Origin of the sequence: Gymnodinialimonas ulvae, assembly GCF_037543845.1 — a bacterium.
GTDB lineage: Bacteria > Pseudomonadota > Alphaproteobacteria > Rhodobacterales > Rhodobacteraceae > Gymnodinialimonas > Gymnodinialimonas ulvae.
This window is the reverse complement of the sequence record NZ_JBBIFX010000003.1, coordinates 56,478-82,939: the sequence shown is the minus strand read 5'-3', so window position 1 is coordinate 82,939 and position 26,462 is coordinate 56,478. Positions and strand designations below refer to the sequence as shown.

Below are 26,462 nucleotides of genomic sequence, written 5' to 3'. Positions count from 1 at the left end.
TTGGACGTCGTGGCGAGGGAGGTCACCATGAAGATACTGATCCTTTTCGATACAGTCGAAGGCCTAACCGGACGGATCGCACGATTGATAGCGGATCAGGTGCGCAAAGCCGGGCACGCGGCACATCTGGTCGATGCGGCCGCGACCGATCTTCCGGATCTCGATCACGCGGACGCCGTGATCCTGGCCGCATCGGTTCATCAACGCCGCCATCCGGCCCGGTTCGAGGCGCTGGTTGCGGCGCACAAAGCGGACCTGGCGGACCGCCCGACATTGATGTTGTCGGTCAGCCTGAACGCTGCGTTCCCGGAAGGTCGGAGCGAGGCCGAGGATTACCTTCTGGAGATGAAGATGCGCACCGGGCTGACCCCGAGCGAGGAGATGCTGGTCGGCGGCGCAGTGCGGACGGAAAAATACGATTACTTTGCCATGATGGTGGTTCGGCATGTCGTGCTGCGCGGTCGGGATGTGGACATGTCGCAATCGGAGCATGACTTCACCGATTATGATGCGGTGCGCGCGAAGGTTTCGGCGTTTCTGGAGGCGTGCGCGGCACCGGCTTGAGACCGTTGGACGGGCGCATGCCCCTTTACCTGTCGACCGCGTTGCGGCTAGGGTCCGGTGATTGAAACGACGCCCTATTTCGGACCAGCGCAAGAGATGCCAGTCACTCATGTCACGTGCCCAAACTGCGGCTATGGTTTTGACAATCTTCGGAAATCCACCCGGATGTTCGATTGCCCGTCGTGCGACACGACGCTGTTTCGCGATGGTGCGGCGCTCAACCCGATCGGGAACAATGGCGAGATGCACGATTATCCGACGCTTCTGGGCCTTGGCGACACTGTGATCATCGGCGGGCAGAGCTGCGATGTGGTGGGGCATGCGCGCTACGATTACGGACGCGGGACCTGGGACGAGTTCTGGGTCGAGAATGACCGCGGCGCGGGGGCGTGGGTGTCGGTCGATGAGGGCGATGTGGCGGTGCAATACCCGCTCCACGGCGACGACAGGCCGAAGCGGGCCGATCCGCCGGCGGTGGGTCACGCCATTATCCATCGCGGGCTCGAATACACCGTGACCGAGGGCGACACGGCGCGGTGCATCGCGGTGCGCGGGGAGTTTCCCGAGGTGATCCAGGTGGGCGATGAGCATTATTTCATCAATGCGTCGGGGCCATCGGGGCAGATCCTTTCGGGGGAGTTCTGGCAAGGCGGCTATGGCTGGAGCGACGGGGAATGGCTTGATCCGTTCACGTTGAAAATCAAGCGGTTGGACGGGAGCCGGGTGGCATGACGGCGACCCATGGGCTGCGCTCGATCAATTGCACGCAATGCGGTGCGGGCCTGTCGGTTCTGGGCGGCGGGCGGGTGCAGAGCCATGTCTGCGGCTATTGCGGCGCGATCCTGGACAGCCAGGACAATTACAAGGTTCTCGACAGCATCGGGAAGCGCGATCACCCGGCAAGCCCGATCACCATCGGGATGACGTTCAAATACCAGGGCGTCGATTTCACGGTCATCGGCACGCTGGGCATCATCGAGCGCTATGCCGGTCGGACCTGGCGATGGGTCGAGCATCAGGTGTTTTCGCCCACCCACGGGTATCTGTGGCTGAACGTCGAAAACGGGCATGTGACGTTCACGCGGAAGGTGCGCGATTTCAACATGGGTCATTGGTTGAGCCCGGCGACGGTGGAGCGGTCCGAGACGCCGCCGCGGCGGCAATACGGTGGGGCGAATTACAAGTATTACGAGACCTCGGTGACGCAGATCGAATTCATGGAAGGTGAGTTCAACTGGGTGCCGAAACTGGGCGAGAAGAAGCATGTGGTGAGCCTATTGGGGCCGGATGCGATGCTGAGCCTGGTGCGGTCGTCGCGGGAGCGGGAGGTCGAGATCACCCGGCTGCTGGACCGTGCTGCGGTGGCGCGCGAGATGGGGTTTGACCCGGGCGCCCTGGGCCGGGCCGAGCGGCATCCGCTGGAGCCGTATACGCCGATGGCGGAAGAGGGCCTGCTGCGCCGGGTGCTGGCGGGAACGGCGCTGGCCGCGCTTGTGCTGGGGTTGGTGTTCATGACGATGGCGGGGCGCACGGTGCTTGAGACGCCGCGCATGACGCTGAGCCAATTGCCCGAGAGTTTCCAATTTGAAGTGACCAACCCGAGCCAGCTTACCCGCGTGCGGTTGGAGAGCAATTTGCAGAACGCGTGGGGTGTCTTTGCGGTCGAAGTGCTGGGGCCCGATGGCGCGCCGGTGGTGGCGGCGCAACGGGCGATTTCGTTCTATTCCGGCCGCGACAGCGACGGAAGTTGGACCGAGGGGTCGCGCAATGCCGCGTTCCGGTTCCGCCCCGAGACGGCGGGGCCACATCGGCTGAGGCTGGAGCGGGCCGAAGGGGGCAACGCGGCGGAGAGTTTCACATTGGGCGTGCGGGTGAGCGAGGGCAAGCCGACGGCGTTTTGGTTGTTCGTGCTGACCGGGATCGCGGGCCTGGGATGGCTGTTGGTGGCGGGCCGTGAAGCGATGCACGACAAGCGCCGCTTTGCCGGGTCGGACTGGACGGACGAGGATTGAGATGACGCCCATTCGACTGATCATCATCGGCGGCGCGGTCGTGGCGCTTTTGGGGGCCAGCTACCTCAGTTACTATGGCGTGGGGCGCGAAAGCCGCGACCTGGCCGCCTCAACGCAATCGATCCGCACGGGATCGTCGGGCGGCGGAAGCGGCGGGTTCGCTTTCTTCGGCCGGATCAAATAATCAGCCCTTCTGGAATAGGAGCAACTGCGCATGTTTGAAGGTATCATTCTGAGCGAATTCGTCTCGATGCTGTTTTACAGCTTTGTGGGCATGGTGTTGCTCTACGCCGCCTACAAGGTGATCGACATTCTGACGCCGTTCCCGATCATCAAGGAGATCGAGGAGGATCAGAACACCTCGCTGGCGGTCCTGATCGGGTCGGTCTTCCTGTCGATGTCGATCATCATCGCGGCAGTCATCCTGTCTTGAGCCTGCCCGATGCGCCGGCCTCCAAGCCGGAGCTGACCCCCAAGGTCGCGTGGCTCTTGGCGGCGACGTTCGTGGTGGCGGTGGCGGGGCTGATCTATGAGCTGATCGCGGCCACGATATCGAGCTATCTGCTGGGAGATTCGATCCGCCAGTTTTCCTTTGTGATCGGTGTGTTCCTGAGCGCGATGGGCGTGGGCGCCTGGGCGTCGCGGTTCGTGGGCGATGCGTTGGGCGGGTTCGTGCGCGCGCAGATCGCGCTGGGAGTGATCGGCGGCGCGCTCGGGCCGGTGTTGTTCTTCGCCTACGCGATTTACGGCGCGGTGGGCTTGCCGCTTTACGGCGGATTGATCGCGATCGGGGTGCTGTCGGGGATGGAAATCCCGTTGATCAGCCGGGTGATGAAGGAGATCGGCGCGGCCGACTTCCGGTTCGAGAATGTCCTGACGGCGGATTACATCGGCGCGTTGGCGGCAAGCCTTGCGTTTCCGCTCCTGATCGTGCCGAACCTGCCGCTGATGTCGGCATCGGTTGCCTTTGGCACGCTGAACCTCTTGGTGGCGGGGGTGTCGCTTTATGTGTTTCGCGACCGGTTCGGGCGCGGCATGTGGCTGGCGTGGGGCGGGTTCCTTCTCGCTGCGCTGTTCGCATTTGCGATGAGTGAGCGGATGGTGTCGGCGGTCGATGCGCGGCTGTTCCAGGATGAGGTGATTTTCTCGGAGACGACGAGCTACCAGAGCATCGTGATCACGCGGTTCGACGAGCGGTATCGGCTGTTCCTTGACCATGCGATCCAGTTCGACAGCCTTGACGAGCATCGCTACCACGAGGCGTTGGTGCACCCGGCGCTGGGGCTGGTGCCGGATGTGCGCCGCGTGCTGGTTCTGGGCGGTGGTGATGGGATGGCGGTGCGCGAAGTGCTGCGCCATGAGGGGGTTGAGCGGGTTGTTTTGGTCGATCTGGACCCGAGGGTGACGGAGGTGTTTGCGACGAATCCGGATCTGGTGGCGTTGAACGACGGGGCGTTATTGGATGAGCGGGTCGAGGTGGTGAATACGGACGCCTGGGTCTGGGCGGCGGAGGGGCACGGGGATGCGGTGTTCGATGTGATCATCGCCGATTTGCCGGACCCGAAAAGCATCGCGTTGAGCAAGCTTTATTCCGTGGAATTCTACGCGATGGTGATGGAGCGGCTTTCCGGCGTTGGCCTGTTGGTGACGCAGGCGGGATCGCCGACCTTCGCGCCAGAGGCGTTCTGGATCACGGAAGCCACGTTGGCCGCGACCCGAAATCCGGGCGCGCCGGGGGCGGGGTTGGAGACGCTGCCCTATCAGATTTACCTGCCCAGTTTCGGGAATTGGGGGTTTGTGATGGCCGGGCCCGGCGTGCCCAACGAGGGCCGCGTGCCGGATTTGCCGGAGGGTTTGCGGTTTCTCAACGCAGAAGTCTGGGACGCGGCGCGGGCGTTCGGGCAGGATCAACTGCCCGTCGGTGCGGTGCCGGTCAACACGATCCAGGGCCATCCCTTGGTGGCCGCCTATCAGCGCGGCTGGGATTTCTGGTTCCGGTAGGGCGTGATTTAACGGAGCGGCTGCGCCGCATTCTTTTTGTCTCGCCGTCGCGTGTGCCACGCTTTGGGCTCGGGGGTGGGGGGCTTCCAGCCCCCCGTCGCATGCCGCGACTCCCCCGGGAGGTATTTTGCACCAGTGGAAGGGTTGGGTGCGCCCGGCGGGGACGGCAGGGCGCACCCTTAGCGGTTCAGGACCCTGCGCAGGGCGGTGACGTCGTCTTGCAGGATGCCATGGCCTGCGCCGGGGGCCGTGACGAGCGTGGCATTGGCGCCCAAGGCGCAGAAGGTTTCTGCGCTTTGCTGGACGCGGGTGAGCGGGATGTGGGGGTCGCGTTCGTGGACGGAGATGTGGATCGGCATGGCCGCAAGGTCCGTGGTGTAGTCGAAGCGTTTGGGGGCGTGGCCGTAGAGCGCATCGGTGGCGGGGCCACCGGCGTCGGAGGTGCCGACGAGACCGGCGGAGAGGCCGAAGGCGGCCATCAGGTCGCCACGGCGGGCGGCGTATTCAAGGGCGAGGCAGCCGCCTTGGGAGAAGCCCGCGATGGCGATCTGGGCACGGGAGAGGTTCAGGGCGGCGATGGCGGCGTCGATGGCATGGAGGCCGGATTCGACGTGCGGCGCCATCGTGGCGGTGGGGGCGAGGAAGGATGTCGGCCACCAGCTCTGGCCCGGGGCTTGCGGGGCTGCAAGGGCGAGATCGGGCAGACCGAGAGCGGTGCCGAGCGAGAGGATATCTTTGGCCGCGCCGCCGCGGCCATGCAATAGGACGAGGCCGAAACGCGCCCGGTCCGGTGCTGCGCCCGCCGTGGTGACGGGCGCCGGATCGGCGGGTTTCATGCGACTTTGAGAGGCGGGAGGACTCGCTCCAACTTGTCTCGGATGCCCTCGTATTGCGGGGGCAGTTTGAGGGCTTCGCCGAGGTGAGCGGGGTCTTCGTCGGCGGCGAAGCCGGGGGGATCGGTGGCAATTTCAAAGAGCACGCCGCCGGGTTCACGGAAATAGATGGCGTTGAAATATTGCCGGTCGCGGACATTGGTCACGTCGAAGCCCGCGGTTTGCAGTTTTTCTTGCCATTCGAGTTGTTCGGCATCGTCGCGGGCGCGGAAGGCCACGTGGTGGATGGTGCCCGCGCCCTGTCGGCCGATCGAGGGGTCGTCGGAGCGCAGGATATCGACGACGGCGCCGCGGTTGTTGCCGGGTGCGCGCAGGCGGAGGCGTTCGGTGCCGTTTTGGCGCTCGTGCCCGAGTTCTTCCCAGCCGAAATGATCGGTGATCAGGCGGGCGGTGGGGGCGATGTCATCTTCCCAGAGCGTGACGGAGTGGAAGCCGTCGAGCGGGGCGTCGGTGGTGCGGTCGGTCTCTACCAGTTCGACGGGCGCGCCGTCCGGGTCGCGGAGCACGATCACGCGCGCGCCAAAGCGGTCCTTCGGGCCGTGGAAATCGACGGCGTTTTCGGCCAGCTCATCCATCCAGCCGTCGAATTTGCCCTGCGGCACGGCATAGGCATAGGCCGCAGCCATGCCAGCGCCTGCGCGACCGGGGCCGGCATCCGCAAAGGGGAAGAAGGTCAGGATCGTGCCCGGTTCGGCGGCTTTGTTACCGTAGTAGAGGTGGTAGGTGTCGGGCGCGTCGAAGTTGACGGTTTTCTTGACGAGGCGCTGTTTCAGGATGCCGGTGAAGAAATCGACGTTGGCCTGGGCGGGACCGGAAATGGCGGTCACGTGGTGCAGGCCGGGGATGGTCAGGGACATTTTTGGTCTCTCCTGCTTTGGGATGGGGATACCCCCGGTTTGTGGGCAGAGAGATGGCTTGTTTGTCCCTGTGCGAAAAGGCGAGGGAGCGCACGGGGGATGTGCGTTTGTGCGTGGCATCGCCTCCGGCGGAGATATTTGGAAAGCAAAGAAGGGCCGCGCGCCCCCGGTGATGAGCGGCGCGCGGGTGCAAGGCGCGGAGGGGGCGCGGGGAGCGGCGCTGTTGTCAGCGTTCCTTGACGTAGGGCTCGCCACCGGCGCGGGGCGGGATGGCGCGGCCGACGAAGCCTGCAAGGATCACGACCGTCAGGATGTAGGGCAGGGCTTGCATGAATTGCACCGGCAGCACGATGGCGTTGAGCGTGGCGGCGAGGCTTTGTGTGGGGTCGAGCGATGGCAGCCCGATGGCGAAGACAAGCCCGACGATCAGCGTGATGGCGGGGGGAGCGAGGGCGCGTGCATCGCCGGTGCCGCGCAGGAGCGCAATCAGGCGCAGGATCAGCATGATGCCCCCAATCAGCACGACGAAGAGGAAGGCGAGGCTGAGGAAGGTCAGCAGTTCGATGTTCTGGAACCGGTTGCCGACGGCGTCGAGGAACCCGAAGAGCAGGCAGGCGCCGAGGGCTTCCCACGGGCGCCATTTGGCGAAGATCAGGGCGGCGAGCGCGATAAAGCCACGGCCCGCGCTCATGTCCTTCACGAAGCCTGCGGAAAGGCCGGTGGCGAGATACGCGCCTGCAAGGCCGCACAGCACGCCGCAGATCACAACGGCGGCGTAGCGCATGCCGACGACCGAGATCCCGGCGGTGTCGACGGCGGCGGGGTTTTCGCCCACGGCGCGCAGGCGCAGGCCGAAGCGGGTGCGATAGAGCACCCACCAGGTCAGCGGCACGATCAGAAGCGCGATGTAGACAAGGATGGAATGGCCCGAGATCAGTTCGGAATAGATCTGTCCCATCGGCTCTTGTTGGGCGATGTCGCGGATGCGCGAGGCGGCGCCGGGCAGCACAATTTCGGAAAACCGGGCGTCGCCGGTGAGGGCGGGGGTGCGGCCGCCCTGACTGAACCACGTCTGTGCAATGACGACGGTGAGACCGGCGGCGAGGAAATTGATTGCAACGCCGGAGATCAGTTGGTTGCCGCGAAAGGTGATGGAGGCGACGCCGTGCAGGAGGCTGAGCAGGACGGAGGCGAGTATGCCGACCATCAGCCCCACAAGCACGCTGCCGGAGGTGAAAGCGAAGGCCGCGGAGAAGAAGGCGGCGGCGAGCATCTTGCCTTCGAGCCCGATGTCGAAAATGCCCGCACGTTCGGAAAAGAGCCCCGCCAGACAGGCCAGCAGCAACGGTGTCGCGAGGCGCAGCGAGCTGTCGGAGAGTTGCAGGATGGTCATGAAATCCATGGGCTCAGATCCTCGACGTGGCGAGTTTGAACGCGGCGAAGGCGAAGAACGCGCCAAGCGCCCCTTCGACATAGGCACGCATGCGGATATAGGCCGCGCGAACGGGAGTGGCCGACAATGCAAGGGCCCAGGCGGCGTGGCAGGCGAAGCTGAGCGCGGCGCAGGAGATCACGAAGAGCGCGAGGATCCAAAGCGGCGCATTGGCCGTGGCGCCGACGGCGGCGATCGCGAGCCAGAAGGCAATGGCCTTGGGGTTGGTCACCTGCAGAAGATAGCCCTTGGCAAAGAGCGCGGGCGTGGATTGGCGGGCGACGGTTTGGGCGGCGATGGAGGGCGGGTGGATGGCCTTTTTGAACGCGCCATAGGCCAGGTAGGCGAGGTAGGCAGAGCCAGCGAATTTCAGCGCCATCATGGCCCAGGCGGCTTGGCTTAGGATGAGGCCGACGCCGAGGATCGTGAGCACGTTGATCGTGGCGGAACCGAGCGCGATGCCCGCGCAGGCGATCAGAGCGGGCGTGCGGCCCTGCCCCAGCGATAGGCCCATGAGCATCGCCACGGCGGGGCCGGGCGAGGAGGCACCGACAAAAAGGATGCCCCAGGCGACGGCAAAGGCGGGCAGGAAGGGTAGGAGCGTGTCGATCATGATTCCCCCCGGCGCAGGGACAGAAACAGCCGTTCGATGGGCATGCGGACCATGTTGTCGAGCGCGCCGGTGAACAGGATCACGAGGGCCTGGATGACGAGGATCATCTCGCGGGAGACGGCGGGCATCTCGAACGCAAGCTCTGCGCCGCCCTGGTAGAGCATGCCGAACAGCAGCGCGGCAAGGCAGACGCCAAGCGGGTGCGAGCGGCCCATGAGCGCCACGGCGATGCCGACAAAGCCCGCGCCCGCGACGAAATCGAGGCGGAGTTGTTCGCTTTCGCCCTGCACCGCGTTGATCGCCATCATCCCGGCCAGAGCGCCCGAGATGAGCATGGCGACCATGGTGATCTTGACCGGGCTGATGCCAGCGTAAACGGCCGCGGTTTCGGAATGGCCGAACGCGCGGATTTCATAGCCCAGACGCGTGCGCCAGATCAGGAGCCACAGGCCGAAGGCGGCGAGCAGGGCGATGAAGAAGCTGACGTTGAGGGGGGTTGATGTGCGAAAGCCGAGAAAGCCCGCGAAGTCGCCCGCGTTGGGCAGATGCGTGGCATCGGGAAAGCGGACGGAGGCGGTTTCGGCCGAGCCGGGGATCGTGAAGATGTTGTTGAGTACGTAGATCATCAGCGAGGCGGCGATGAAGTTGAACATTATCGTGGTGATCACGATATGGCTGCCGCGTTTGGCCTGCAGATAGGCGGGGATCGCGGCCCAGGCGGCCCCGAAGAGCGCGGTAAGGATCGTTGTGGCCAGCAGCGCGAGGGACCAATGCGGCCAGGGGATCAGGAGGCAGGCGATGGCCGCGCCGATGCCTGCGACATAGGCCTGCCCCTCGCCGCCGATATTGAAAAGCCGCGCATGGAAGGCGATGGCGACGGCGAGGCCGGTGAAGATGAAATTGGTGGTGTAGAACAGCGTGTAGCCCCAGCCATAGGCCGAGCCGAAGGCGCCGTTGACCATGATCTGCATGGCGCGGAACGGGTTTTCACCGATGAGCGCCACGACGGCCCCGGACACGATCAGGGCCAGCACCACAGAGATCAGCGGGATCAGAAGGACATCGGCCCATTTCGGCATCTTATCCATGGTTCACGCGGCCCCCCGGGTTTCATCGAGGCCCGCCATCAGCAGGCCAAGATCGCCTTCGTTGGTCTCGGACGGCAGGCGTTCGCCGGAGATGACGCCGTCGAACATGACGGCGATGCGGTCCGACAGGCCCATGATTTCGTCAAGTTCCACCGACACCAGAAGCACCGCCTTGCCCGCGTCGCGCAAGCCGATGATCTGCTTGTGGATGAATTCGATCGCGCCGATGTCGACACCGCGGGTGGGCTGCCCGATCAGCAGAAGCTCAGGCTGGCGGTCCATCTCGCGGGCGACGACGATCTTTTGCTGGTTGCCGCCGGAGAAATTGCGCGCGGGCAGGCGCGGATTTGGGGGGCGCACGTCGTAGCGCTCCATCTTTTCGGCGCAATCGGCCTTGATGGCGGCGTTGTTCATCAGCGGCCCGGATTGGTATTTCGCATCGTGGTGATAGCCGAAGGCCACGTTTTCCCAGGCTTCATAGGGCATAATCAGGCCTTCGACCTGCCGATCTTCGGGGACGTGGCCGATGCCACGCGCGCGGCGCGACTGGCCATCGCTTTCGCGGCCCGTGAGGTCGATTTGTTCGCCGTGCAAGGTCACGGTGCCGGAGGTGGCCGGGATCATGCCGCCAAGCACTTCGAGCAGTTCGGTCTGCCCGTTGCCAGCGACGCCCGCGATGCCGAGGATTTCGCCCGCGCGGATCTGGAACGAGATGGACTTGACGCGTTCGACGCCGGTGGGATCGACAACGCGCAGGTTCTGGACGTCGAGGACGATATCGCCGGGTGTGGCGGGGGTTTTGTCGACCTGCAGCAGCACTTTGCGGCCCACCATCAGTTCTGCGATCTGCGCCGGCGACGTGTCGGCGGTTTTCACGGTGGCGGTCATCTCACCGCGCCGCATCACCGAGACGGTATCGGTGATGTCCATGATTTCGCGCAGTTTATGGGTGATCAGGATGATGGTTTTGCCTTCGTCCTTGAGCCGCCCGAGAATGCGGAACAACTGATCGGCCTCGGACGGGGTGAGCACGCCGGTGGGCTCGTCCAGGATCAGGATATCGGCCTGTCGGTAGAGCTGTTTGAGGATCTCGACGCGCTGCTGATGGCCGACGGACAGGTCTTCGATCACGGCGTCGGGGTCCACTTCGAGGCCGTATTCCTTTTCCAGCTCGATCAGGAGCTTGCGGGCCTTGGCGACGGAGGGCCGGATCAAAGCGCCGTCTTCGGCACCGAGAATGACATTCTCGACGACGGTGAAATTCTCGACCAGTTTGAAGTGCTGGTGAACCATGCCGATGCCGGCGCGGATCGCGGCCTGGCTGTCGGGGATGGAGGTTTGTTGACCATTGATCCAGATCTCGCCCGCGTCGGCCTTGTAGAAGCCGTAGAGGATCGACATCAGCGTCGACTTGCCCGCGCCGTTTTCGCCCACGATGCCGTGGATGGCGCCTTTGGCGACGGACAGGGAGATGTCCTTGTTGGCCTGCACCGGGCCGAACGCTTTAGAGATGCCTTTGAGTTCGATGGCTGGGGTTGTCATGGGCGCGGTCTCTGGGTGGATATGGAGCGGGCCGCGCCTTCGAAATAAGGCGCGGCCCGTCTGTTTCGCTACGGCAAGGGCAGGGCCTTACTGCATGTCCACCGGGCAGGAGCCATCATCGGTGAAGTTGTGCACGGCCAGCTCGCCTGCGATGATCTGTTCGCGCGCGGCGTCCACGGCGGCGATCATGTCTTCGGTCACCAACTCCATGTTGAACTCGTCCATCGCGTAGCCGACGCCGTCTTCGGCGAGGCCGTAGACGAAGATACCGGCTTCGATGCTGTCGGCGGAGAAGCTGTCATAGACGGCCACATCCACGCGCTTGACCATCGAGGTCAGGACCATGCCGGGGTGCAGGTAGTTCTGGTTGGCGTCCACGCCGATGGACAGGATGCCCTCGTCGGCGGCGGTTTGCAGAACGCCAAGGCCGGTGCCACCGGCAGCCGCGAACACAACGTCCGAGCCTTGACCGATCTGACCGCGGGTCAGCTCACCACCGCGCACGGGGTCGTTCCATGCGGCGGGGGTGGTGCCGGTCATGTTGGCGATGACGGTGGCGTCGGGGTTGGCCGCAACCGCGCCCTGGGCATAGCCGCAGGCGAAGCGCGAGATCAGCGGGATATCCATGCCGCCCACGAACGAAACGGTGCCCGTCTCGGACGCCATGCCCGCCATCATGCCGACAAGGTAGGAGCCCTCGTGCTCGGAGAAGATGATCGATTGCACGTTGGGCGCGTCCACGACACCGTCGATGATCACGAAGGTGGTGTCGGGGTAATCAGGGGCCACGACTTCGAGCGCGGAGGCCTGGCTGAAGCCCGCCATGACGATGGGGTTGGAGCCCGCTTCGGCGAGGCGGCGCATGGCCTGTTCACGCTGCGCGTCGTTCTGAAGCTCGATCTCGCGGTAGGTGCCGCCGGTTTCTTCGGCCCAACGCTCGGCGCCGTTGAAGGCGGATTCGTTGAACGAACGGTCGAACTTGCCGCCCAGGTCGAAGATGATGGCCGGGCCGTCGGCCAGAGCGCCCGCGGCGGACATGGCAAGAACGGCGGCGGCGCCAAGAAGCGATTTCATGGATGTCATTTGTGGTCTCCCGGTTGGTTCTGGGGTTTGGGCGCGTGATCCGGCCTGTCCCCGAAGCAGAAACCTCGCCTTGGCGATGGAATCCTTGCGGTGAATAAGGGCAAAGCGGGCCGGGAGGGTCAACCGGTTTCTGGCGCTTGACGGGGCGTCATTGCCTAGATCCGGGTCATTTGCCCGAGGATTGGGCAGGGAGGTGAAGCCGCATCTGGATCGCGTCGGAGGACGTGCCGTCGGTCGCGGCATAATAGCCCGCGCGGCGGCCGAATTCGGTGAAGCCTGCGGCGTGGTAGAGGGCGATGGCGGCGGTGTTCGTGGCCTCTACATCGAGGAAGACGGAGGTGATCCCGGCGGATTGAGCAGCGTCAAGCGCTTGGCTCAGCAAGGCGCGGCCATGGCCGTGGCCACGGTGGGCGGGCAGGATCGAGATGGAGATCAGCTCGGCCTCCGGGGGGAGGATTTGCAACAGGGCGAAGCCGTGTTCAGTGGGAAGGATCTTGTAGGACGGATTGGCGAGCAGGGCATCGAATTCCGCGGCAGTCCAGCCGCGCGGAAAGCTGGCGGCGTGGAGGGCGGCGAGGGTTTCGGCCAAGGTCACGGCGCGCGTCACAGCATCGTTGGCCCGGCCTCGCGGCTCGGGGCCGCATCGGCGGGCTTGATATAGAGCGGGGCGGGGCGCGGGTGCGGCTGGCCCATGCGGGTGGCGGTGATGCGGGCGATGGCGGGGGCCATCGGGGGCGCGACGCTCCAATTCCGGCCCAAAGCGCGGAGCCAATCGGGGATATCGTTACCCGCAGGCGTCACCAAGAGGTCGACCGGCCCCGACGGCACAAGGGCCGCCGCCTCGGCTTCGCGGATCATCAAGGGGGCGGACGCCTTCGGGCCGAGGCGTTGGATGTAGAATGTATCTTTTGGCGCGGGCAAGGCGACCAGGGCAGACAGCGTGGTCATCCGGTTTCCATAAAGCGCGTCGAAGCTCGTCACCCCGATTGCCGGGATGCCAAGCGCCAAGGCAAGCCCGCGCCCGGCGGACACGGAGATGCGGATGCCGGTGAAGTTGCCCGGCCCGGTGCCGACGCCGATCGCGACAAGGTCGGTGAGCTTTGCGCGCGCCTCTGCAAGTGTGTCTTCGATCAGGGGCATGAGGTGCTCGACCTGCCCCTTGGCCATGGCGATGTCCCGGCCGGTCAGAAGGTCATCCCCGCGCAGCAGGGCCGTGCGCACCCAAGGGCCGGAGGTGTCGAAGGCGAGGATCATGGGCAGGGGGTAGTGTGTCGCGCGCGGCGGAGCAAGAGGCGCGCGGGGCGCAGGCCACTGCGCGCGTCCAGTTCATCGCAAGTGTGGTGTCAGACGGCGACAGGGCGCACTTCGACCACTTCGGGGATGTAGTGGCGCAGCAGGTTCTCGATGCCCATTTTGAGTGTCAATGTCGAGGACGGGCACCCCGCGCAGGCGCCTTGCATGTGCAGGTAGACGACGCCGCGGTCGAAGCCGTGGAACGTGATGTCACCGCCGTCCTGGGCCACTGCGGGGCGCACGCGTGTGTCGAGCAGCGTCTTGATCTGACCGACGATTTCGCCGTCTTCCCCGGTGTGTTCGGCGTGGCCGCCGGTGGCTTGCGCCTCACCGTCCATGACGGGCGCGCCGGATTGGAAATGTTCCATGATCGCGCCGAGGATCGCGGGTTTGATATGGTCCCACTCGACCGCGTCGGCCTTGGTCACGGTGATGAAATCGGTGCCGAAGAACACGCCTGTCGTGCCGTCCACCGCAAAGATGCGAGTCGCCAGCGGGGATTTGTCGGCCGTGTCGGCGCTTGGGAAATCGGCGGTCCCGGCTTCGAGCACGGTCTGGCCGGGCAGGAACTTGAGCGTCGCGGGATTTGGTGTGGCTTCGGTCTGGATAAACATGCGGATCCCATTCCTTACTGGTTAGGTCAGATATGCGGTTGGTATGGCTCCGAGTCAAGGCAGTTGGAATGGTTCTAAACTATCCATCCGGGCGTTCGCGGTGATCCAGCGGCCAATCGAGCCCTTCGCGGGCCAGATGCTGATCAAAATAATCTCGGAACGGCGGCAGCCCTTCGTAAAGCTTGAGAAAGTGCGCCCGGTCGAGCACGAGCACGGTCGTGTCCTCCAACGCGCGGGCGGTGGCGAGGCGGCGGGTGGCGCCAAAGACCATGCGCTCGCCGAAGTGATCGCCGGGGTTCACACGGCGGGTTTGTGGCGCATCGTCATTGTCGCGGCGCAGTTCCACGGCCCCCTTGATGACGGTGTATAGACCATCGGCGCGGTTTCCGGTTTCGTATATACGGTCGCCCGCACGGTAGTGGATGTGGTGCGCGGCGGGCGGCGTGTGGGAGTTGAGGTTCACCAGGCTGCGCGGCGTCACCCAGTCGAGCACCCAATGGCTCAGCACCCAGACCTTGGCGGGGAAGCCCGGCAGGAAAGCCACGTAATACGCGCGCCACAGCAACCACGCGAGAAACCCGGTCAGGCGGATGCCCATGACATCCGCGATACCGCGTCGCCCGCCGAGCGAGGCCATTGCGCCTTTGGATGTGTATTCGAACGGTTTGAGCTGTTCGCCCCGGATCGAGCGGGCGATGTTGGCGGCCAGTTGTGAGGCCTCGCGCACCGCGAATTGGGCGGTTGGCGGGGCGAAATCGGCGCGCTCGGTTGCGTTGTCCTTCATCGGGATCAGGGCGCAATCGCCAAGCGACCAGACATTGTGGTGCGCTGCTACGGACAGGTCACGATCGACCGCGATGCGCCCGTGTTGCAGCGGCAGATCCATACGCGCGACGACCGGCGCAGGCGCGTTGCCGATGGTGGCCACCACGGTGCGGCAGTCGATCACGTCGCCGGTCGTTGTGGTGATCTGCGTGCCGGTGGCCGCGGTGATACCGTTGTTGAGGCGGATCTCGATCCCGCGGGCCTTGAGTTGCGCGGCGGCGTAATTGGCGAGCTTTTCGGGCATTTCTGCAAGGATTTTATCGGCGAATTCAAGCACGATGATGCGGATCTCGTCCCGGGACACGTTGGGGTAATATTTCAGCGAGCGGTCGATGAGTTCGGCCATTTCGCCCACCGTTTCGATCCCCGAAAAGCCGCCGCCGATGACGGTGAAGGTGAGCGCACCGCGCTTGACCTCGGGCAGGTTGGTGATGTCGGCATGCTCCAGCCGCTCGATCACATGGGCGCGCAGGCGGCGGGCATCTTCGAGCCCTTTCATGGTCAGCGCGTGATCCTGTAGGCCGGGGGTGCGGGACAGGTCGACGGTTTGGCCCAGGGCGACCACAAGGTGGTCGTAGGCGATCTCGGTCGGGCGGCGTTGGACGCCTTGAAAGACCGTTACGATCTTGGCGGCGAAATCGACGTTGTCGATCAGCGCCTTGCGGATCGTGACGCCCTTGAGGAGGAAGCGGAAGGGGGATGTGGCGTGGATCGGCGTGACGGAGCCGGCGCCGACCTCGGGCAGGAGCGGTTGGAACACGAAGTAGTTCTCGGCGGTGATCAGCTCGATCTCGGCACTGTCTTTGAGGGTGCGCCGCAGGGCGCGGGCGGTGTAGAGGCCACCGAAGCCACCGCCGAGGATCACGATGCGGGGTTTGGGCATGGGCACGGCCTCCGGAAGTGTCGATCCCGAGGGTATAGGGCCGCGCCGTCTGCTGCGCCAGCGTATTGCCGCGGCGCTCGGATCAGGTGATCGCTTCGAGCTGATCCTTGCTCAGTTCCACCGGTACGACCGTCATCGGGACCGGCAGGTTGCCGGCCTGTTTGGTCAGCGATGCCACGAGCGGGCCAGGACCGCCCTTGCCGGAATTGGCGCCGAGGACCAGCACGCCGATTTCCTTGTTGCCGTGGATGTGATTGAGGATTTCGTCGAGCGGCTCGCCCTCGCGGATCACGAGGGTCGGGTCGACCTGCTGCTTGTCGCGCATCCATTTGGCGAAGACGTTGAAATGCGCCTCGATCCGTTCGCGGGCCTCCGCACGCATCACTTCACCCACGCCGATCCAATGGTTGAATTCATCAGGAGGGATGACCGAGAGGATCTCCACCCCGCCGCCGGTGTTATGGGCGCGCATGGCGGCGAACCGCATGGCGTTGAGGCATTCGCGGGTGTCATCGAGAATGACAAGAAATGTGCGCATTGGATTGGGCCCTCTCTCCGGTCGGGGAGGATGACGGAGGGGGGCGGGTCTGTCCAGCGGGGATATTTGGGTAACGGGGGGCTGCCGGTTTCCTTGTTGTTCGGGGGCGCTGCCCGTTTCCTGTTGTGCGGGGGCGCTGCCCCCGACGCCGTTGGCGTCTCCCCCGGAGTATTTCAGAAACAAGGAAGCCGGCGCGGGGGCGTGTTTACAGGGTTGGGCGCGGAAATTGACCCCCTTGTGCACGCGTGTACAATGGGGTCAAGTCATTGAATTAAAATGATAAAGCCGCTTTCATCTTGTCAAGAATCTGCGCCGGGTGGGTCAGGCGGCGGAGGACGCCGCCCAATCCCAATACAGCGCGCGCGCGCGTTTGGTGACGGGGCCGTGTTGATAGTGGGTGCCGTCAAATTCCAGCACCGGGGTGACTTTGTTGAGGTTGCCGGTCATGAAGACCTCATCGGCGGCGCGGAAATCGTCGTAGCCGAGGACGGTTTCGGTCACGGTATGGCCGTCGTCGCGCAGGTTCTTCATGTGCCTCTGGCGGGTGATGCCGTTGAGGAAGGTGCCATTGGGGATCGGCGTGAACACCTCGCCATCGCGGACCATGAATATGTTGGCGGTGGCGGTTTCGGCGACGTTGCCCAAGGCGTCAGTCACAAGCGCATTGTCGTAGCCCTTGGAGCGGGCTTCCATCAGCATCCGGGCGTTGTTGGGGTAGAGGCAGCCCGCCTTCGCGTCGAGCACGGCGGTGTTGAGGATGGGACGGTGAAAGCGCGTCGTGGTCAGGGTGGAGGCCGCATCGGGCGCGCCGATAGGGACCTCTTCGAGGCAGATGAAAAAGCCCGCCTCGGACTCCGCCGGGACAATGCCATAAGCGCCGCCGTCGATGCCGAAGAAGTTGGGGCGGATGTAGACGGGCGTGTCCTTGGGGTAGCGCTTGAGCCCCTCCCAGACGATATCGAAGATCTCGGCACCGGTGAGGCCGGGGTGCAGCGACAGGGCCTTGGCCGAGCGCACGACGCGGTCGCAATGGGCGCGCAGATCGGGGGCCAGACCATTCACATAGCGGGCCCCGTCGAAGCAGGTCGTGCCCTGGAAGGTCGCATGGTCGGCGGCGCGCATGACCGGAACATCCGCATCATGCCAGGCGCCGTCAAAATAGGTTTTGATGTTGGTGCCGTTGGCCATCGTGCCCTCCCCCCTATTGGTGAGGGGGAGGGTAGTGCGAGGTCACATGGAAGGTCCAGAGGTGAAGCCTTGCTGATAGTCCATCATACCGCTGTCGACCTGGGCCGTGCGCGGTTCAGTGCGGGTCGAGAGATGTTTCGACCGCGCGGTACCGGCCGTTTTTACGCGGCCAGAGGTCTGAGTGATGATTTTCCGCTCAGACGAGCGGTCAGGTAGAGCTGCGGTCGGCGTATCCGACCGGTTGGTGAGACGACTGGTCATACAGTTCCCCCCGTACTGGTTTTTTTTCGATGTATGAAGTGTACCGAAACATAAGGGCAAAAATATGAATGTAAAGTTAACAATCCGGTAAGATTTGTGCATTTGTGCACAAACAGGGGCCCGCTCAGACAGCGCCGGATGCGATTAACGCTTCTGTTTCAGAGACATACTCGTCCACTGAAAAACGGTTATTGACCATGGTCAGGTTGCCTTCGGCGTCCCTGGGCCAGTCGGATTTCGGGAGGTCGTAGTACAATTCCACGCCGTTTTCGTCCGGATCGCGCAGATAGACCGCGGTGCTGACGCCGTGGTGGGCGGCGCCGTCAAAGGGAATCCCCGCCGCGGTGACGCGTTTGATGACGTCGACGAGGCCGCGTCGATCCGGGTAGAGGAACGCGGCGTGGTAGAGGCCCGTGTGGCCTGCGGGCGGCGGGGTCGCGCCGAGGCTGTCCCAGGTGTTCAGGCCGATGTGGTGGTGATAGCCGTCTGCGCCCAGAAAGGCGGCGGAGTTGCCGTATTTCACGCGCAGTTCAAAGCCCAGGACGCCTTGGTAGAACGCGATGGCGCGGTCGAGGTCCGCGACGCGCAGGTGGACGTGTCCGACATGGGTGCCGGGCGGGGCTGTATAGGTCATGGGGGGCTCCGTGGTGTTGGTGTGCGCCAAGGATGATGGGCGGGCGGCCCCAACGCAATGGACGTGTGCGCAGGGTGCGTGTGCGCCGCCTTAGCTGCGCAGCATTCCGACGATGTCGTAGGTCTTTTCCAGGATCGGAACGGAGATTTCCCGCGCGCGGTCCGCGCCGCGGCGCAGGATGCGGTCGATCTCGGCGGGGTCGTCCATCAGGCGGCTCATCTCGGAGGAGATGGGGGCGAGTTTGTCGACGGCGACGTCGGAAAGCGCCACCTTGAAATGGCCGAAGAGCGCGCCCGCATGTTGATCGAGCACGGCTTGCGGCGTGATGTCACCCAAAGCGGCGTAGATGTTCACCAGATTGCGCGCATCGGGGCGATCTGTGAGCGCATCGGTATTGTCGGGCAGCGGGTCGGGATCGGTCTTGGCCTTGCGGATCTTCTTGGCGATCGTGTCGGCGTCGTCGGTCATGTTGATGCGGGTCTTATCCGAGGGATCGGATTTCGACATCTTCTTGGTGCCATCTTGCAGGTTCATCACGCGGGTGGCCGCGCCTTCAATGACGGGCTCGGTGATGGGAAAGAAATCGACGCCGTAATCGTGGTTGAACTTCGCGGCGATATCGCGCGTCAGTTCCAGGTGCTGCTTCTGGTCGTCGCCAACTGGCACGTGGGTTGCGTGATAGAGCAGGATATCGGCAGCCATGAGCGCGGGATAGGCCAGCAGGCCAAGCGAGGCGGCTTCGGCGTTCTTGCCGGATTTATCCTTGTACTGGGTCATCCGCTCCATCCAGCCCATGCGAGCGATGCAGCTGAAGATCCAACCCAGCTGCGCGTGTTCGGGGACCTGGGATTGGTTGATGAGGATGGATTTTTCCGGGTCGATGCCGGAGGCGATGAAGCCTGCGCAAAGCTCGCGCGTGTTGTGGCGCAGCGTGTCGGGGTCGAGGAGCTTGGCGGTGATCGCGTGCAGATCGACCATGCAATAGACCGTCTGGAACGAGCCTTCGTCCTGCATGTCGACGAAGCGTTTGATGGCGCCGAGGTAATTGCCAAGGGTCAGCCCGCCGGACGGCTGGATGCCGGAAAACACGCGTTGGGTGAATTGGGTCTGAGCCATGTGTCTGTCCCTCAATGCCTTTGGCCCCACTGGCCAAGAGCCGCCGGAGGGCTTACCCACGGGGGGAAGAGCCGTCAACCGAAGGTCTGTAACCGTGGAAGATCACAACGTATCGCCGTTCAACGCCTTGCCGCCGGTTGTGGTGGCGCTGGCGGTTGTCATTTTCGGGCTGGAGTTGATGTTCCAGGCCGCCACCGCCGGGCTTTTGGGCGGGCAGGGCGGCGTCGGCTGGCGCCTGGTGGCGATGGAGGATTACGCGGTCCTGGATCAGGTGTGGACCTGGATGCTGAGCAACGGGATCTATCCGCCGGAGCAGCTGCTGCGGTTCGTGACCTATCCGTTGATCCACGGCGGCTTTGTGCATGCAGCGTTCGTGGTCGTGTTCATCCTGGCGTTGGGCAAGATGGTGGCGGAGGTCTATTCGACGCTGGCGTTTCTGGCGGTGTTTTGGGTGTCGGCGGTGATGGGCGCTTTGGGATTTGTGGTGTTCATGGACAGCCCGTTTCCGTTGGTGGGCGGCTATCCCGGGGTCTACGGGCTGATCGGGGCGTTCACGTTCCTGATGCTGATGCGCGCGGAGGCGCAGGGATCGGGACAGATGCGGGCCTTCGGGTTGATCGGGGCGCTGTTGGCGATCCAGCTGTTGTTTGCGCTGATCAACGGGGAATTCGGAACCGTTGTGGCGGATTTCACGGGCTTTGCCACGGGTCTGGCCCTGTCGTTCGTGGTCAGTCCCGGCGGGTGGGCGCGTCTGTTGCGGCGGATGCGGCAAAGATAGCAACACGCGGCGTGCGCAGGTGATGGCGCGCCGTAGTTTGGCCATACTCGTGGGCCATCTCAACCATTGCGAAATACACGTAAGGATCCAATTATGAAGCGATTTTTGAAGGTTGGCCTCTGCGCCCTCTGGGCTGGCACGATGGGTTTGACACTGGCCGCGCCGACGCAGGCACAGACCCGGGACGAGATTCTGGCCGCGTTCACCAACCAGTTGCTGACCGTCAATGAATACCGCGACCCCAATGCGCCATCGGACTTCTCGATGCGGGTGGAATTCCGTGCGGGCAATGTTGCGCGCTTCATGTTCGGCGACGATGAGAATTGGGCGATCTGGCGCGTTCGCGGGCGGCAGATCTGCACCGAAGTGGCGATGCTTCAGGGCAATACGCTGATCGCGGTCGAGGATGAGCAATGCCTCCGGGTCCTGTTCAACGGCGATCAGGTGCAGTTGAACTTCCCGCGCGAGAATGGCGGTGTGATCTACTACGTGGGTCGGTTGTCCCCGCTTTGATCGGCTGCGGCCCGGGCGGGTCGGAACACAGGCGTTTTCCCGGGGTTTTGCGAAATCCGGTCCGCCCGTTCAGCTGCGGCGCATGGCGCCGCGGATGTCGGCGATGCTGAACGCGCCGAAGAGGCGGGCGAAGGCGTAATAGCTGACCAAGCCGATGGCGATCAGGAGGGCCAGCGCAAAGTAGCGCAGGCCCGGCGCGCCAAAGAACGGCCCCAGCACAATCTCGGTGCCGAGGATCACCACCCCCATGGCCAACGCGGCGGCGCAGATGCGCCAGATGCGGCTGCGGAACCGCGCGTCGAATTGCGCGACCTCGCCCATCCCGCGGCGACCTTTCGACAGCAGCAGGACCATGATCCAGGCCGCCACCGTGGTGCCGATTGCCGCGCCCAGAAAGCCGATGGCCATCGCGAGGCCGATGGCGACCACAGCGTTGACCACCATCGCAACCAACGCAAAGCGGAACGGCGTGCGGGTGTCTTCGCGCGCGAAATAAAGTGGTTGCAGCACCTTTTGCAGTACGAAGGCCGGCAGGCCCAATGCATAGACCGTCAGGGCCAGAGCAGTGGCGGCGGTGTCATCGGAGGTAAAGGCGCCGCGCTCGAACATCACCGAGACCAGCGGCACCGGCATAACCGCAAGGGCCACAGCGGCGGGCACGGTCAGGACCATGGAGATCTCGGCGGAGCGGGACAGCGAGTGACGCCCGCCCACCGCATCGCCCGCCCGCAGGCGGCGCGAGAGGTCGGGCAAAAGGACGATCCCGATGGCGATGCCGACCATGCCAAGGGGCAGCTGGTAGAGCCGGTCGGCGTAATAGAGCCACGGGATCGCACCGTCGAAAAAGCTGGCCACCTGGCGGCCGACCAGCAGGTTCACCTGCACCACGCCACCGGCCAGCATGGCGGGCAGGGCGATGATGGCGAGTTTCTTCATGTCGGGCGTCAGGCGCGGCAGGCGGAGGCGAAGCGTGATGCCCGCGCGGTGGGCGGCAACCCAAACCAGGGCAAGCTGCGCGATGCCTGCGATCGGCACGCCCCACGCCAGCGCGGTGCCGAAGCGCGCTTCGGGGTAGACCAGCGAGGTCATCTTGCCATCGGGCTGCAGCAGGGCGGCACCGACCAGCGCCGCGATCAGGACCACGTTGAGCAGGATCGGCGCGGCGGCTGCGGCGGCAAAGCGCCCCAGCGCGTTCAGCGCCCCCGAACACAGCGCCGCAACGGAGATGAAGAGGACATAGACAAAGGTGATGCGACCGTAATCCGTGGCCAGCTCGAGCCGATCATCGACGGCGAACCCGCCCGCCATGGCCAGCACCAGCCAGGGCATCGCGGCCAGCGCCACAAGGGTCAGGCCGATCAGGATCGTGGCGAGGCCGGAGAAGGCATCTTGCGCGAAGCGTTGCGCATCTTCGCCGCCTTCGACCTTCTTGGCGAAGAGCGGCACAAAGGCGGTGTTGAACGCGCCCTCTGCAAAGAAGCGTCGGAACAGGTTGGGCAGGGAAAAGGCGACGAGGAACGCCTCGTTCACCGGGCCGGTGCCCAGAAACGCCGCCAGCATGATATCGCGGACAAAGCCCAGGATGCGGCTGGCCAGGGTCCAGAAGCCGACGGTGAAAAACCCGGTCAGCAGGCGGATCGGGCGGGCTGCGGCCAAGGCGTCAGGCCCCCGCCCGTTCGGCGACGCGGGCGATGGCGGTGCGCAGTTTCTTTTCCAGCGCGGCGCGTTTGGGTTCGGAATGAAGTTTCAGGCCGAACATGTCCTTGACGTAGAAGGTATCGACCACCTGCACCCCGTAGGTCGCGATGACGGCGGAGGCGATGTAGATATTGGCGGCGGCGAGCGTCTTGGTCAGGTCATACAGAAGGCCGGGGCGGTCGCGGGTGTCGACCTCGATGATGGTGTAGATCTCGGAGCCTTCGTTGTCGAAGGTGATGGTTGTGGGCACGTCGAAGGGGCGTTCGCGTTTCTTGATCTTGTCGCGGCGTTCCATCGCCTCGGAGGCCAGAACCTCGCCCTTCAACGTCTTCTGGATCATGCCGGTCAGCCGCGGCAGGCGGGCCTTTTCATAGGGGTGGCCATCGTGATCCTGCACCCAGAAGACGGCGGTGGCATAGCCATCCTTGGACGTATAGGTGCGCGCATCCACGACATTGGCCCCCACCAGTGACAGCGCGCCCGCAAGGCGGCAGAAGATGCCCGGATGATCGGCCAGAGCAAAGCAGACGCGGGTGGCGTCGCGGTCTTCGTCCTGCTTGGTGTCGATGCGGATTTCATCGTTGTCGAGATCGCGCAGCATGCCCGCGAAGGTGACTTGCGTGGCGAGGTCCAGCCCCTGCCAATACGGGCCGTAATGGCGGTCGACCTCGGTCTTGATGTCCGGTTTCGGCCAATCGGCGAGGGCTGCGCGCAGGGCCTTTTTCGCCTCGCCCTCAAGTTGGCCGCGGTTGAGATCTTCGAGCCCGGTTTCCAGGGCGGCGGCGGTGGTGCGGTGCAGCCCGCGCAGAAGCGTCGCCTTCCAGTTGTTCCAGGTGTTCGGCCCCACGCCGCGGATGTCGCAGACCGTCAGCACGGTCAGCAGGTCCAGCCGCTCGCGGGTTTTCACGGCTTTTGCGAAGTCACGCACGGTGCGCGGGTCGGCGATGTCGCGTTTCTGTGCCATGTCGGACATCAGCAGGTGATAGCGCACGAGCCATTCGACGGTCTCGCATTCGGCGGGTTTCAGGCCGAGGCGCGGACAGATCGTGCGGGTCATGCGGGCGCCGAGGATCGAGTGATCCTCTTTGCGGCCCTTGCCGATGTCGTGCAGCAGGCAGGCGACAAAGAGGACCTTGCGGTTCACGCCGCGCTTGAGGATGCCGGAGACAAGCGGCAGCTCTTCGAGGAGTTCTTCGCGCTCGATCTGAGCCAGCGTCGAGACGACCTGTATCGTATGCTCATCGACGGTGTAGCTGTGATACATGTTGAACTGCATCATCGCGACGATGGGGGCGAATTCGGGCATGAAGGCCGCCAGAACCCCAAGCTCGTTCATGCGCCGCAGCCCCCGTTCTGGATTGCCGTGTTTCAGCATCAGGTCGAGGAAGATCCGGTTGGCTTCCTTGTCGCGGCGCATGTCATCGTCGATCAGGTCAAGCCGGGCAGAAACCTCGCGCATCGCGTCTGGGTGGATCAGGTAGCCGGTGCGCAGGCCTTCTTCGAATAGGCGCAGGATGTTGAGCTTGTCCCTGAAAAACTGCGCGGGGCGTTCGATGGTCAGCCGGTTCTGATTGACCGCATAGCCGGGTTTGAGGCGTTTGCGCCGGTTCACGCCGCGCAGAAATCCGAAGATCGCCGGGGCCTGTTTGACGTGGCGCGATTCCAGCCCGCTGAGGAAGATGCGGGTCAGCTCGCCCACCTTGGTGGCGTGGCGGAAGTAATCCTGCATGAAATGCTCGACGCCGCGGCGCCCGGAATGGTCGGCATAGCCAAGCCGTTCGGCCACCTCGACCTGCATGTCGAAGCTGAGCATGTCCTGCCCCCGGCCCGCGATCAGGTGCAGATGGCAGCGCACGGCCCAAAGAAACCGCTCCGCGGCGTCGAAGGCAGCGAATTCTTCGGGCCGGAAGACGCGGGATTTCACCAGCTCGGCGGCGCGCCGGACGCCGTGTTCGTATTTGGCGATCCAATAGAGCGTCTGTAGGTCGCGCAGCCCGCCTTTGCCCTCCTTGACGTTGGGCTCCAACATGTAGCGTTGGCCGCCCTGCCGCTTGTGACGGTTGGTGCGTTCTTCGAGTTTGGCCTCGATGAATTCGCCGGTGGTATTGGCGAAAAGCTGATTGCGCATCGTTTCGGCAAGGCCCGCGCTCAGCGCCTCGTCGCCGTAGATATGGCGCATTTCCAGAAGCGTGGTGCGGATCGTGTAATCCTGCCGCCCGAGGCGCAGGCATTCCTTTTCGGTCCGGCTGGCGTGACCGACCTTCAGGCGCAGGTCCCACAGCATATAAAGCGCGCTTTCGATGATGCTTTCGATCTGCGGCGTAACTTTCCAAGGGGTCAGGAACAGCAGATCGACATCGGAAAAGGGTGCCATCTCGCCCCGCCCGTAGCCGCCCACGGCCACAACGCTCATCCGCTCGCTTTCGGTCGGAACGCCGGTGGGGTGAAGGTAGGTTTGGGTGACGCGCAGAACCTCTGACACCAGCACATCGGTCAGGTGGGCGTAGGAGCGTGTGGCACGTCGAGCGGCCAAGGGCGTGGCCTCAATCGCCTCGGCGATGCGCGCACGGCTCGCGGTTTGCTCGGCCATCAGTTCGGCCACGGTGGCGGCGCGAATGGCGGCCGCATCGTCGGCGGCCTGGCAGGCGGCGTCGATCCGCGCCGTCATTGCGGCGCGGTCAACGATATCCGAACCGGGCAGGAGGAGGGTGCCGGGCTCGGACGCTTCTGAAAGGGTCGGGTTGCGCGGCCGGTCAGAAACCGGCACCGCCAAGGCGTCTTGGGGCGGGGTCAATGACACTCACCTGTTGGTTCACGATTTGGGCCACGGAGAGGGCGCGCTGATTGGTGCCATCGTTGAGAAAGCGGAACGCACCACCGGCGCCGTTGAACTGTCCGGCGCTGGCGAAATCACTTGCGCCAAGGCGTCCGTTCCCGGCGGTTTGTGCGACGGCCTGGATGGCATCATAGCCAAGCCCCCCAAGCGCGTGAGGCGCGCCGCCGTAGCTGGCGGCGTAGCGACCGTTGAAGTTCGCGGCGGCGTTGGTGTCAGGCATGGTGAACCAGCCCCCCTGCAGACCGGAGAATTCCAGCGTGGCGGGCGGGATATCCCAGCGCGTCAGGCCCATCATCTGCACGGCGGAGGTGTTGAGCCCGTTTTCCGGCAGAAGTTGCGCAAAGAGCGGCAAGGCGCCCGCGCTGTCGGAGGTCAGAAGCACGGCGTTGGCCCCTGCATTCGCGGCAGCGGTGACTTGCGGGACGACGTTGACGACGCCGACCTGGCTGAACTCGTAGGGAATGGTCGCGGCAATGCGGGCGCCGTTGCGTGCCGCGGCGGTGCGGACCGCGTCGCGCGCCACTTCCCCGGCCAGGTTGTTGGCGTGGACCAGCACGATGCTGCTTCGGCCCTGACGTGCCGCATAGCCAACGATGCGATTGGCGGTATTGGCGAAGGTGTAGCCCAACACCAGCACATTTCCGCCCGCGATTTCGGTGTTGTTGGAGAAGCTGAGCACCGCCACGTTGGAGTTGGCCACGGCCACGCCCACGGCGGCGGCGGCGTCCGAACGCAAGGGGCCCACGATGACATCGGCGCCGTTGCTGACGGCCTCTTGAGCGCGGCTTGCGGCGGTCGAGGCGTTTCCGGCGGTGTCGTAGACGGTGATGTTGATCGTGGCGCTTCCTGCAACGTCGGCGGCGGCAAGGCGGGCCGCATTTTCAAGGCTGCGCGACAGAACCGCGTCTCCTCCGCCACCGGACATCGGCAAAAGCATCGCGACTTCGACGGTCTGGCCACTCACGCGGGGGCCGGTGCCGAGCCCGACGGGGCCGCCGCCGATCTGACACGCGGTCAGGACAAGCGTCAGAAGAAGCGCGCCGATGATGCGCAACGGGTTGCGAAGCTTTGCGAAACCGGAAACCATTGGACGATGCCCTCCCTCGAGGCGTTTTGACTTCTTTTTGCGGGAGCCCGCGCATGCACGCTACGGCCTATGCCCGATCAAGTAAACGATCCGACCCCCTCGATGGGGCCCGG

The 26,462-nt window shown here is 64.5% G+C and carries 27 protein-coding genes; 8 read left to right on the top strand and 19 right to left on the bottom strand.

Translation table 11 applies throughout. The features are described from left to right. The first annotated feature begins 27 nt into the window (after positions 1–27). From V8J83_RS14230 to V8J83_RS14205, 6 genes are all read left to right on the top strand, one after another. Positions 28–564, top strand: a complete 537-nt coding sequence (locus V8J83_RS14230; protein ID WP_339987090.1) for a flavodoxin domain-containing protein — start codon at positions 28–30, stop codon at positions 562–564. A gap of 96 nt (positions 565–660) precedes the next feature. Then, entirely contained in the window at positions 661–1,296 is a 636-nt protein-coding gene (locus tag V8J83_RS14225) for a DUF4178 domain-containing protein (protein ID WP_339987089.1), read from the top strand. After that, positions 1,293–2,576 (top strand): DUF4178 domain-containing protein, encoded by a 1,284-nt coding sequence (locus tag V8J83_RS14220; protein WP_339987088.1) that lies wholly within the window; start codon positions 1,293–1,295, stop codon positions 2,574–2,576. The genes V8J83_RS14225 and V8J83_RS14220 overlap by 4 nt, the downstream gene beginning before the upstream one ends. Position 2,577: 1 nt before the next feature. Beyond that, positions 2,578–2,760, top strand: coding sequence for a hypothetical protein (locus V8J83_RS14215; RefSeq protein WP_339987087.1), 183 nt, complete (start codon positions 2,578–2,580; stop codon positions 2,758–2,760). A 30-nt stretch (positions 2,761–2,790) separates the two neighbouring features. Next, entirely contained in the window at positions 2,791–3,009 is a 219-nt protein-coding gene (locus tag V8J83_RS14210; protein WP_339987086.1) for a DUF350 domain-containing protein, read from the top strand. Then, positions 3,006–4,577 carry a polyamine aminopropyltransferase gene (locus tag V8J83_RS14205; protein ID WP_339987085.1) on the top strand — a complete coding sequence of 524 codons (1,572 nt, stop codon included), beginning with the start codon at positions 3,006–3,008 and terminating at the stop codon, positions 4,575–4,577. The genes V8J83_RS14210 and V8J83_RS14205 overlap by 4 nt, the downstream gene beginning before the upstream one ends. A gap of 179 nt (positions 4,578–4,756) precedes the next feature. Here the strand turns inward: V8J83_RS14205 and V8J83_RS14200 are convergent, their stop codons facing one another. The 16 genes from V8J83_RS14200 to trpS form a co-directional block, all read right to left on the bottom strand. Further along, complete coding sequence (locus tag V8J83_RS14200; protein ID WP_339987084.1) at positions 4,757–5,413, bottom strand: alpha/beta hydrolase; 657 nt, start codon at positions 5,411–5,413, stop codon at positions 4,757–4,759. Next, positions 5,410–6,327 carry a ring-cleaving dioxygenase gene (locus V8J83_RS14195; RefSeq protein WP_339987083.1) on the bottom strand — a complete coding sequence of 306 codons (918 nt, stop codon included), beginning with the start codon at positions 6,325–6,327 and terminating at the stop codon, positions 5,410–5,412. The genes V8J83_RS14200 and V8J83_RS14195 overlap by 4 nt, the downstream gene beginning before the upstream one ends. Before the next feature lie 226 nt (positions 6,328–6,553). After that, the gene (locus tag V8J83_RS14190; RefSeq protein WP_339987082.1) at positions 6,554–7,729 is read right to left on the bottom strand and encodes an ABC transporter permease; all 1,176 of its coding nucleotides are present in this window, start codon (positions 7,727–7,729) and stop codon (positions 6,554–6,556) included. Between the two features lie 4 nt (positions 7,730–7,733). After that, positions 7,734–8,372, bottom strand: a complete 639-nt coding sequence (locus tag V8J83_RS14185; RefSeq protein ID WP_339987081.1) for a LysE family translocator — start codon at positions 8,370–8,372, stop codon at positions 7,734–7,736. Then, positions 8,369–9,460, bottom strand: a complete 1,092-nt coding sequence (locus V8J83_RS14180) for an ABC transporter permease (protein ID WP_339987080.1) — start codon at positions 9,458–9,460, stop codon at positions 8,369–8,371. The genes V8J83_RS14185 and V8J83_RS14180 overlap by 4 nt, the downstream gene beginning before the upstream one ends. 3 nt (positions 9,461–9,463) lie before the next feature. Then, positions 9,464–11,002, bottom strand: coding sequence for an ABC transporter ATP-binding protein (locus tag V8J83_RS14175; RefSeq protein ID WP_339987079.1), 1,539 nt, complete (start codon positions 11,000–11,002; stop codon positions 9,464–9,466). Positions 11,003–11,089: 87 nt separating this feature from the next. After that, entirely contained in the window at positions 11,090–12,085 is a 996-nt protein-coding gene (locus tag V8J83_RS14170) for a BMP family lipoprotein (RefSeq protein WP_339987078.1), read from the bottom strand. Between the two features lie 166 nt (positions 12,086–12,251). Next, entirely contained in the window at positions 12,252–12,680 is a 429-nt protein-coding gene (locus V8J83_RS14165; protein WP_339987077.1) for a GNAT family N-acetyltransferase, read from the bottom strand. An 8-nt stretch (positions 12,681–12,688) separates the two neighbouring features. Further along, positions 12,689–13,339, bottom strand: coding sequence for a tRNA (adenosine(37)-N6)-threonylcarbamoyltransferase complex dimerization subunit type 1 TsaB (gene tsaB, locus V8J83_RS14160; protein ID WP_339987076.1), 651 nt, complete (start codon positions 13,337–13,339; stop codon positions 12,689–12,691). 89 nt (positions 13,340–13,428) lie between these two features. Then, positions 13,429–13,992, bottom strand: coding sequence for a NifU family protein (locus tag V8J83_RS14155; protein ID WP_339987075.1), 564 nt, complete (start codon positions 13,990–13,992; stop codon positions 13,429–13,431). Positions 13,993–14,071: 79 nt separating this feature from the next. Next, positions 14,072–15,700 (bottom strand): FAD-dependent oxidoreductase, encoded by a 1,629-nt coding sequence (locus tag V8J83_RS14150; protein WP_339987074.1) that lies wholly within the window; start codon positions 15,698–15,700, stop codon positions 14,072–14,074. An 82-nt stretch (positions 15,701–15,782) separates the two neighbouring features. Continuing rightward, complete coding sequence (locus V8J83_RS14145) at positions 15,783–16,238, bottom strand: universal stress protein (protein WP_339987073.1); 456 nt, start codon at positions 16,236–16,238, stop codon at positions 15,783–15,785. A 321-nt stretch (positions 16,239–16,559) separates the two neighbouring features. Beyond that, positions 16,560–17,426 (bottom strand): branched-chain amino acid aminotransferase, encoded by an 867-nt coding sequence (locus tag V8J83_RS14140; protein WP_339987072.1) that lies wholly within the window; start codon positions 17,424–17,426, stop codon positions 16,560–16,562. Positions 17,427–17,468: 42 nt separating this feature from the next. Next, complete coding sequence (locus tag V8J83_RS14135; protein ID WP_339987071.1) at positions 17,469–17,687, bottom strand: hypothetical protein; 219 nt, start codon at positions 17,685–17,687, stop codon at positions 17,469–17,471. Between the two features lie 124 nt (positions 17,688–17,811). Further along, entirely contained in the window at positions 17,812–18,321 is a 510-nt protein-coding gene (locus tag V8J83_RS14130; RefSeq protein ID WP_339987070.1) for a VOC family protein, read from the bottom strand. A 90-nt stretch (positions 18,322–18,411) separates the two neighbouring features. After that, positions 18,412–19,437, bottom strand: coding sequence for a tryptophan--tRNA ligase (gene trpS / locus V8J83_RS14125; RefSeq protein WP_339987069.1), 1,026 nt, complete (start codon positions 19,435–19,437; stop codon positions 18,412–18,414). Positions 19,438–19,531: 94 nt separating this feature from the next. Between trpS and V8J83_RS14120 the strand changes: the two genes are divergently transcribed. Continuing rightward, the gene (locus tag V8J83_RS14120) at positions 19,532–20,215 is read left to right on the top strand and encodes a rhomboid family intramembrane serine protease (protein WP_339987068.1); all 684 of its coding nucleotides are present in this window, start codon (positions 19,532–19,534) and stop codon (positions 20,213–20,215) included. Positions 20,216–20,308: 93 nt separating this feature from the next. Then, on the top strand, positions 20,309–20,728 hold the full coding sequence (locus V8J83_RS14115) for a hypothetical protein (RefSeq protein WP_339987067.1): 420 nt from the start codon (positions 20,309–20,311) through the stop codon (positions 20,726–20,728). A 69-nt stretch (positions 20,729–20,797) separates the two neighbouring features. On the opposite strand, the gene murJ is transcribed toward V8J83_RS14115, so the two are convergent. The 3 genes from murJ to V8J83_RS14100 are packed head-to-tail and all read right to left on the bottom strand — an operon-like array spanning position 20,798 to position 26,349. After that, entirely contained in the window at positions 20,798–22,384 is a 1,587-nt protein-coding gene (gene murJ / locus V8J83_RS14110; protein WP_339987066.1) for a murein biosynthesis integral membrane protein MurJ, read from the bottom strand. Between the two features lie 4 nt (positions 22,385–22,388). After that, positions 22,389–25,220 carry a [protein-PII] uridylyltransferase gene (locus V8J83_RS14105; protein ID WP_439649792.1) on the bottom strand — a complete coding sequence of 944 codons (2,832 nt, stop codon included), beginning with the start codon at positions 25,218–25,220 and terminating at the stop codon, positions 22,389–22,391. Further along, positions 25,180–26,349: a penicillin-binding protein activator gene (locus V8J83_RS14100; protein WP_339987065.1), complete on the bottom strand. Its 1,170-nt coding sequence runs from the start codon at positions 26,347–26,349 to the stop codon at positions 25,180–25,182. The genes V8J83_RS14105 and V8J83_RS14100 overlap by 41 nt, the downstream gene beginning before the upstream one ends. Positions 26,350–26,462 lie beyond the last annotated feature (113 nt).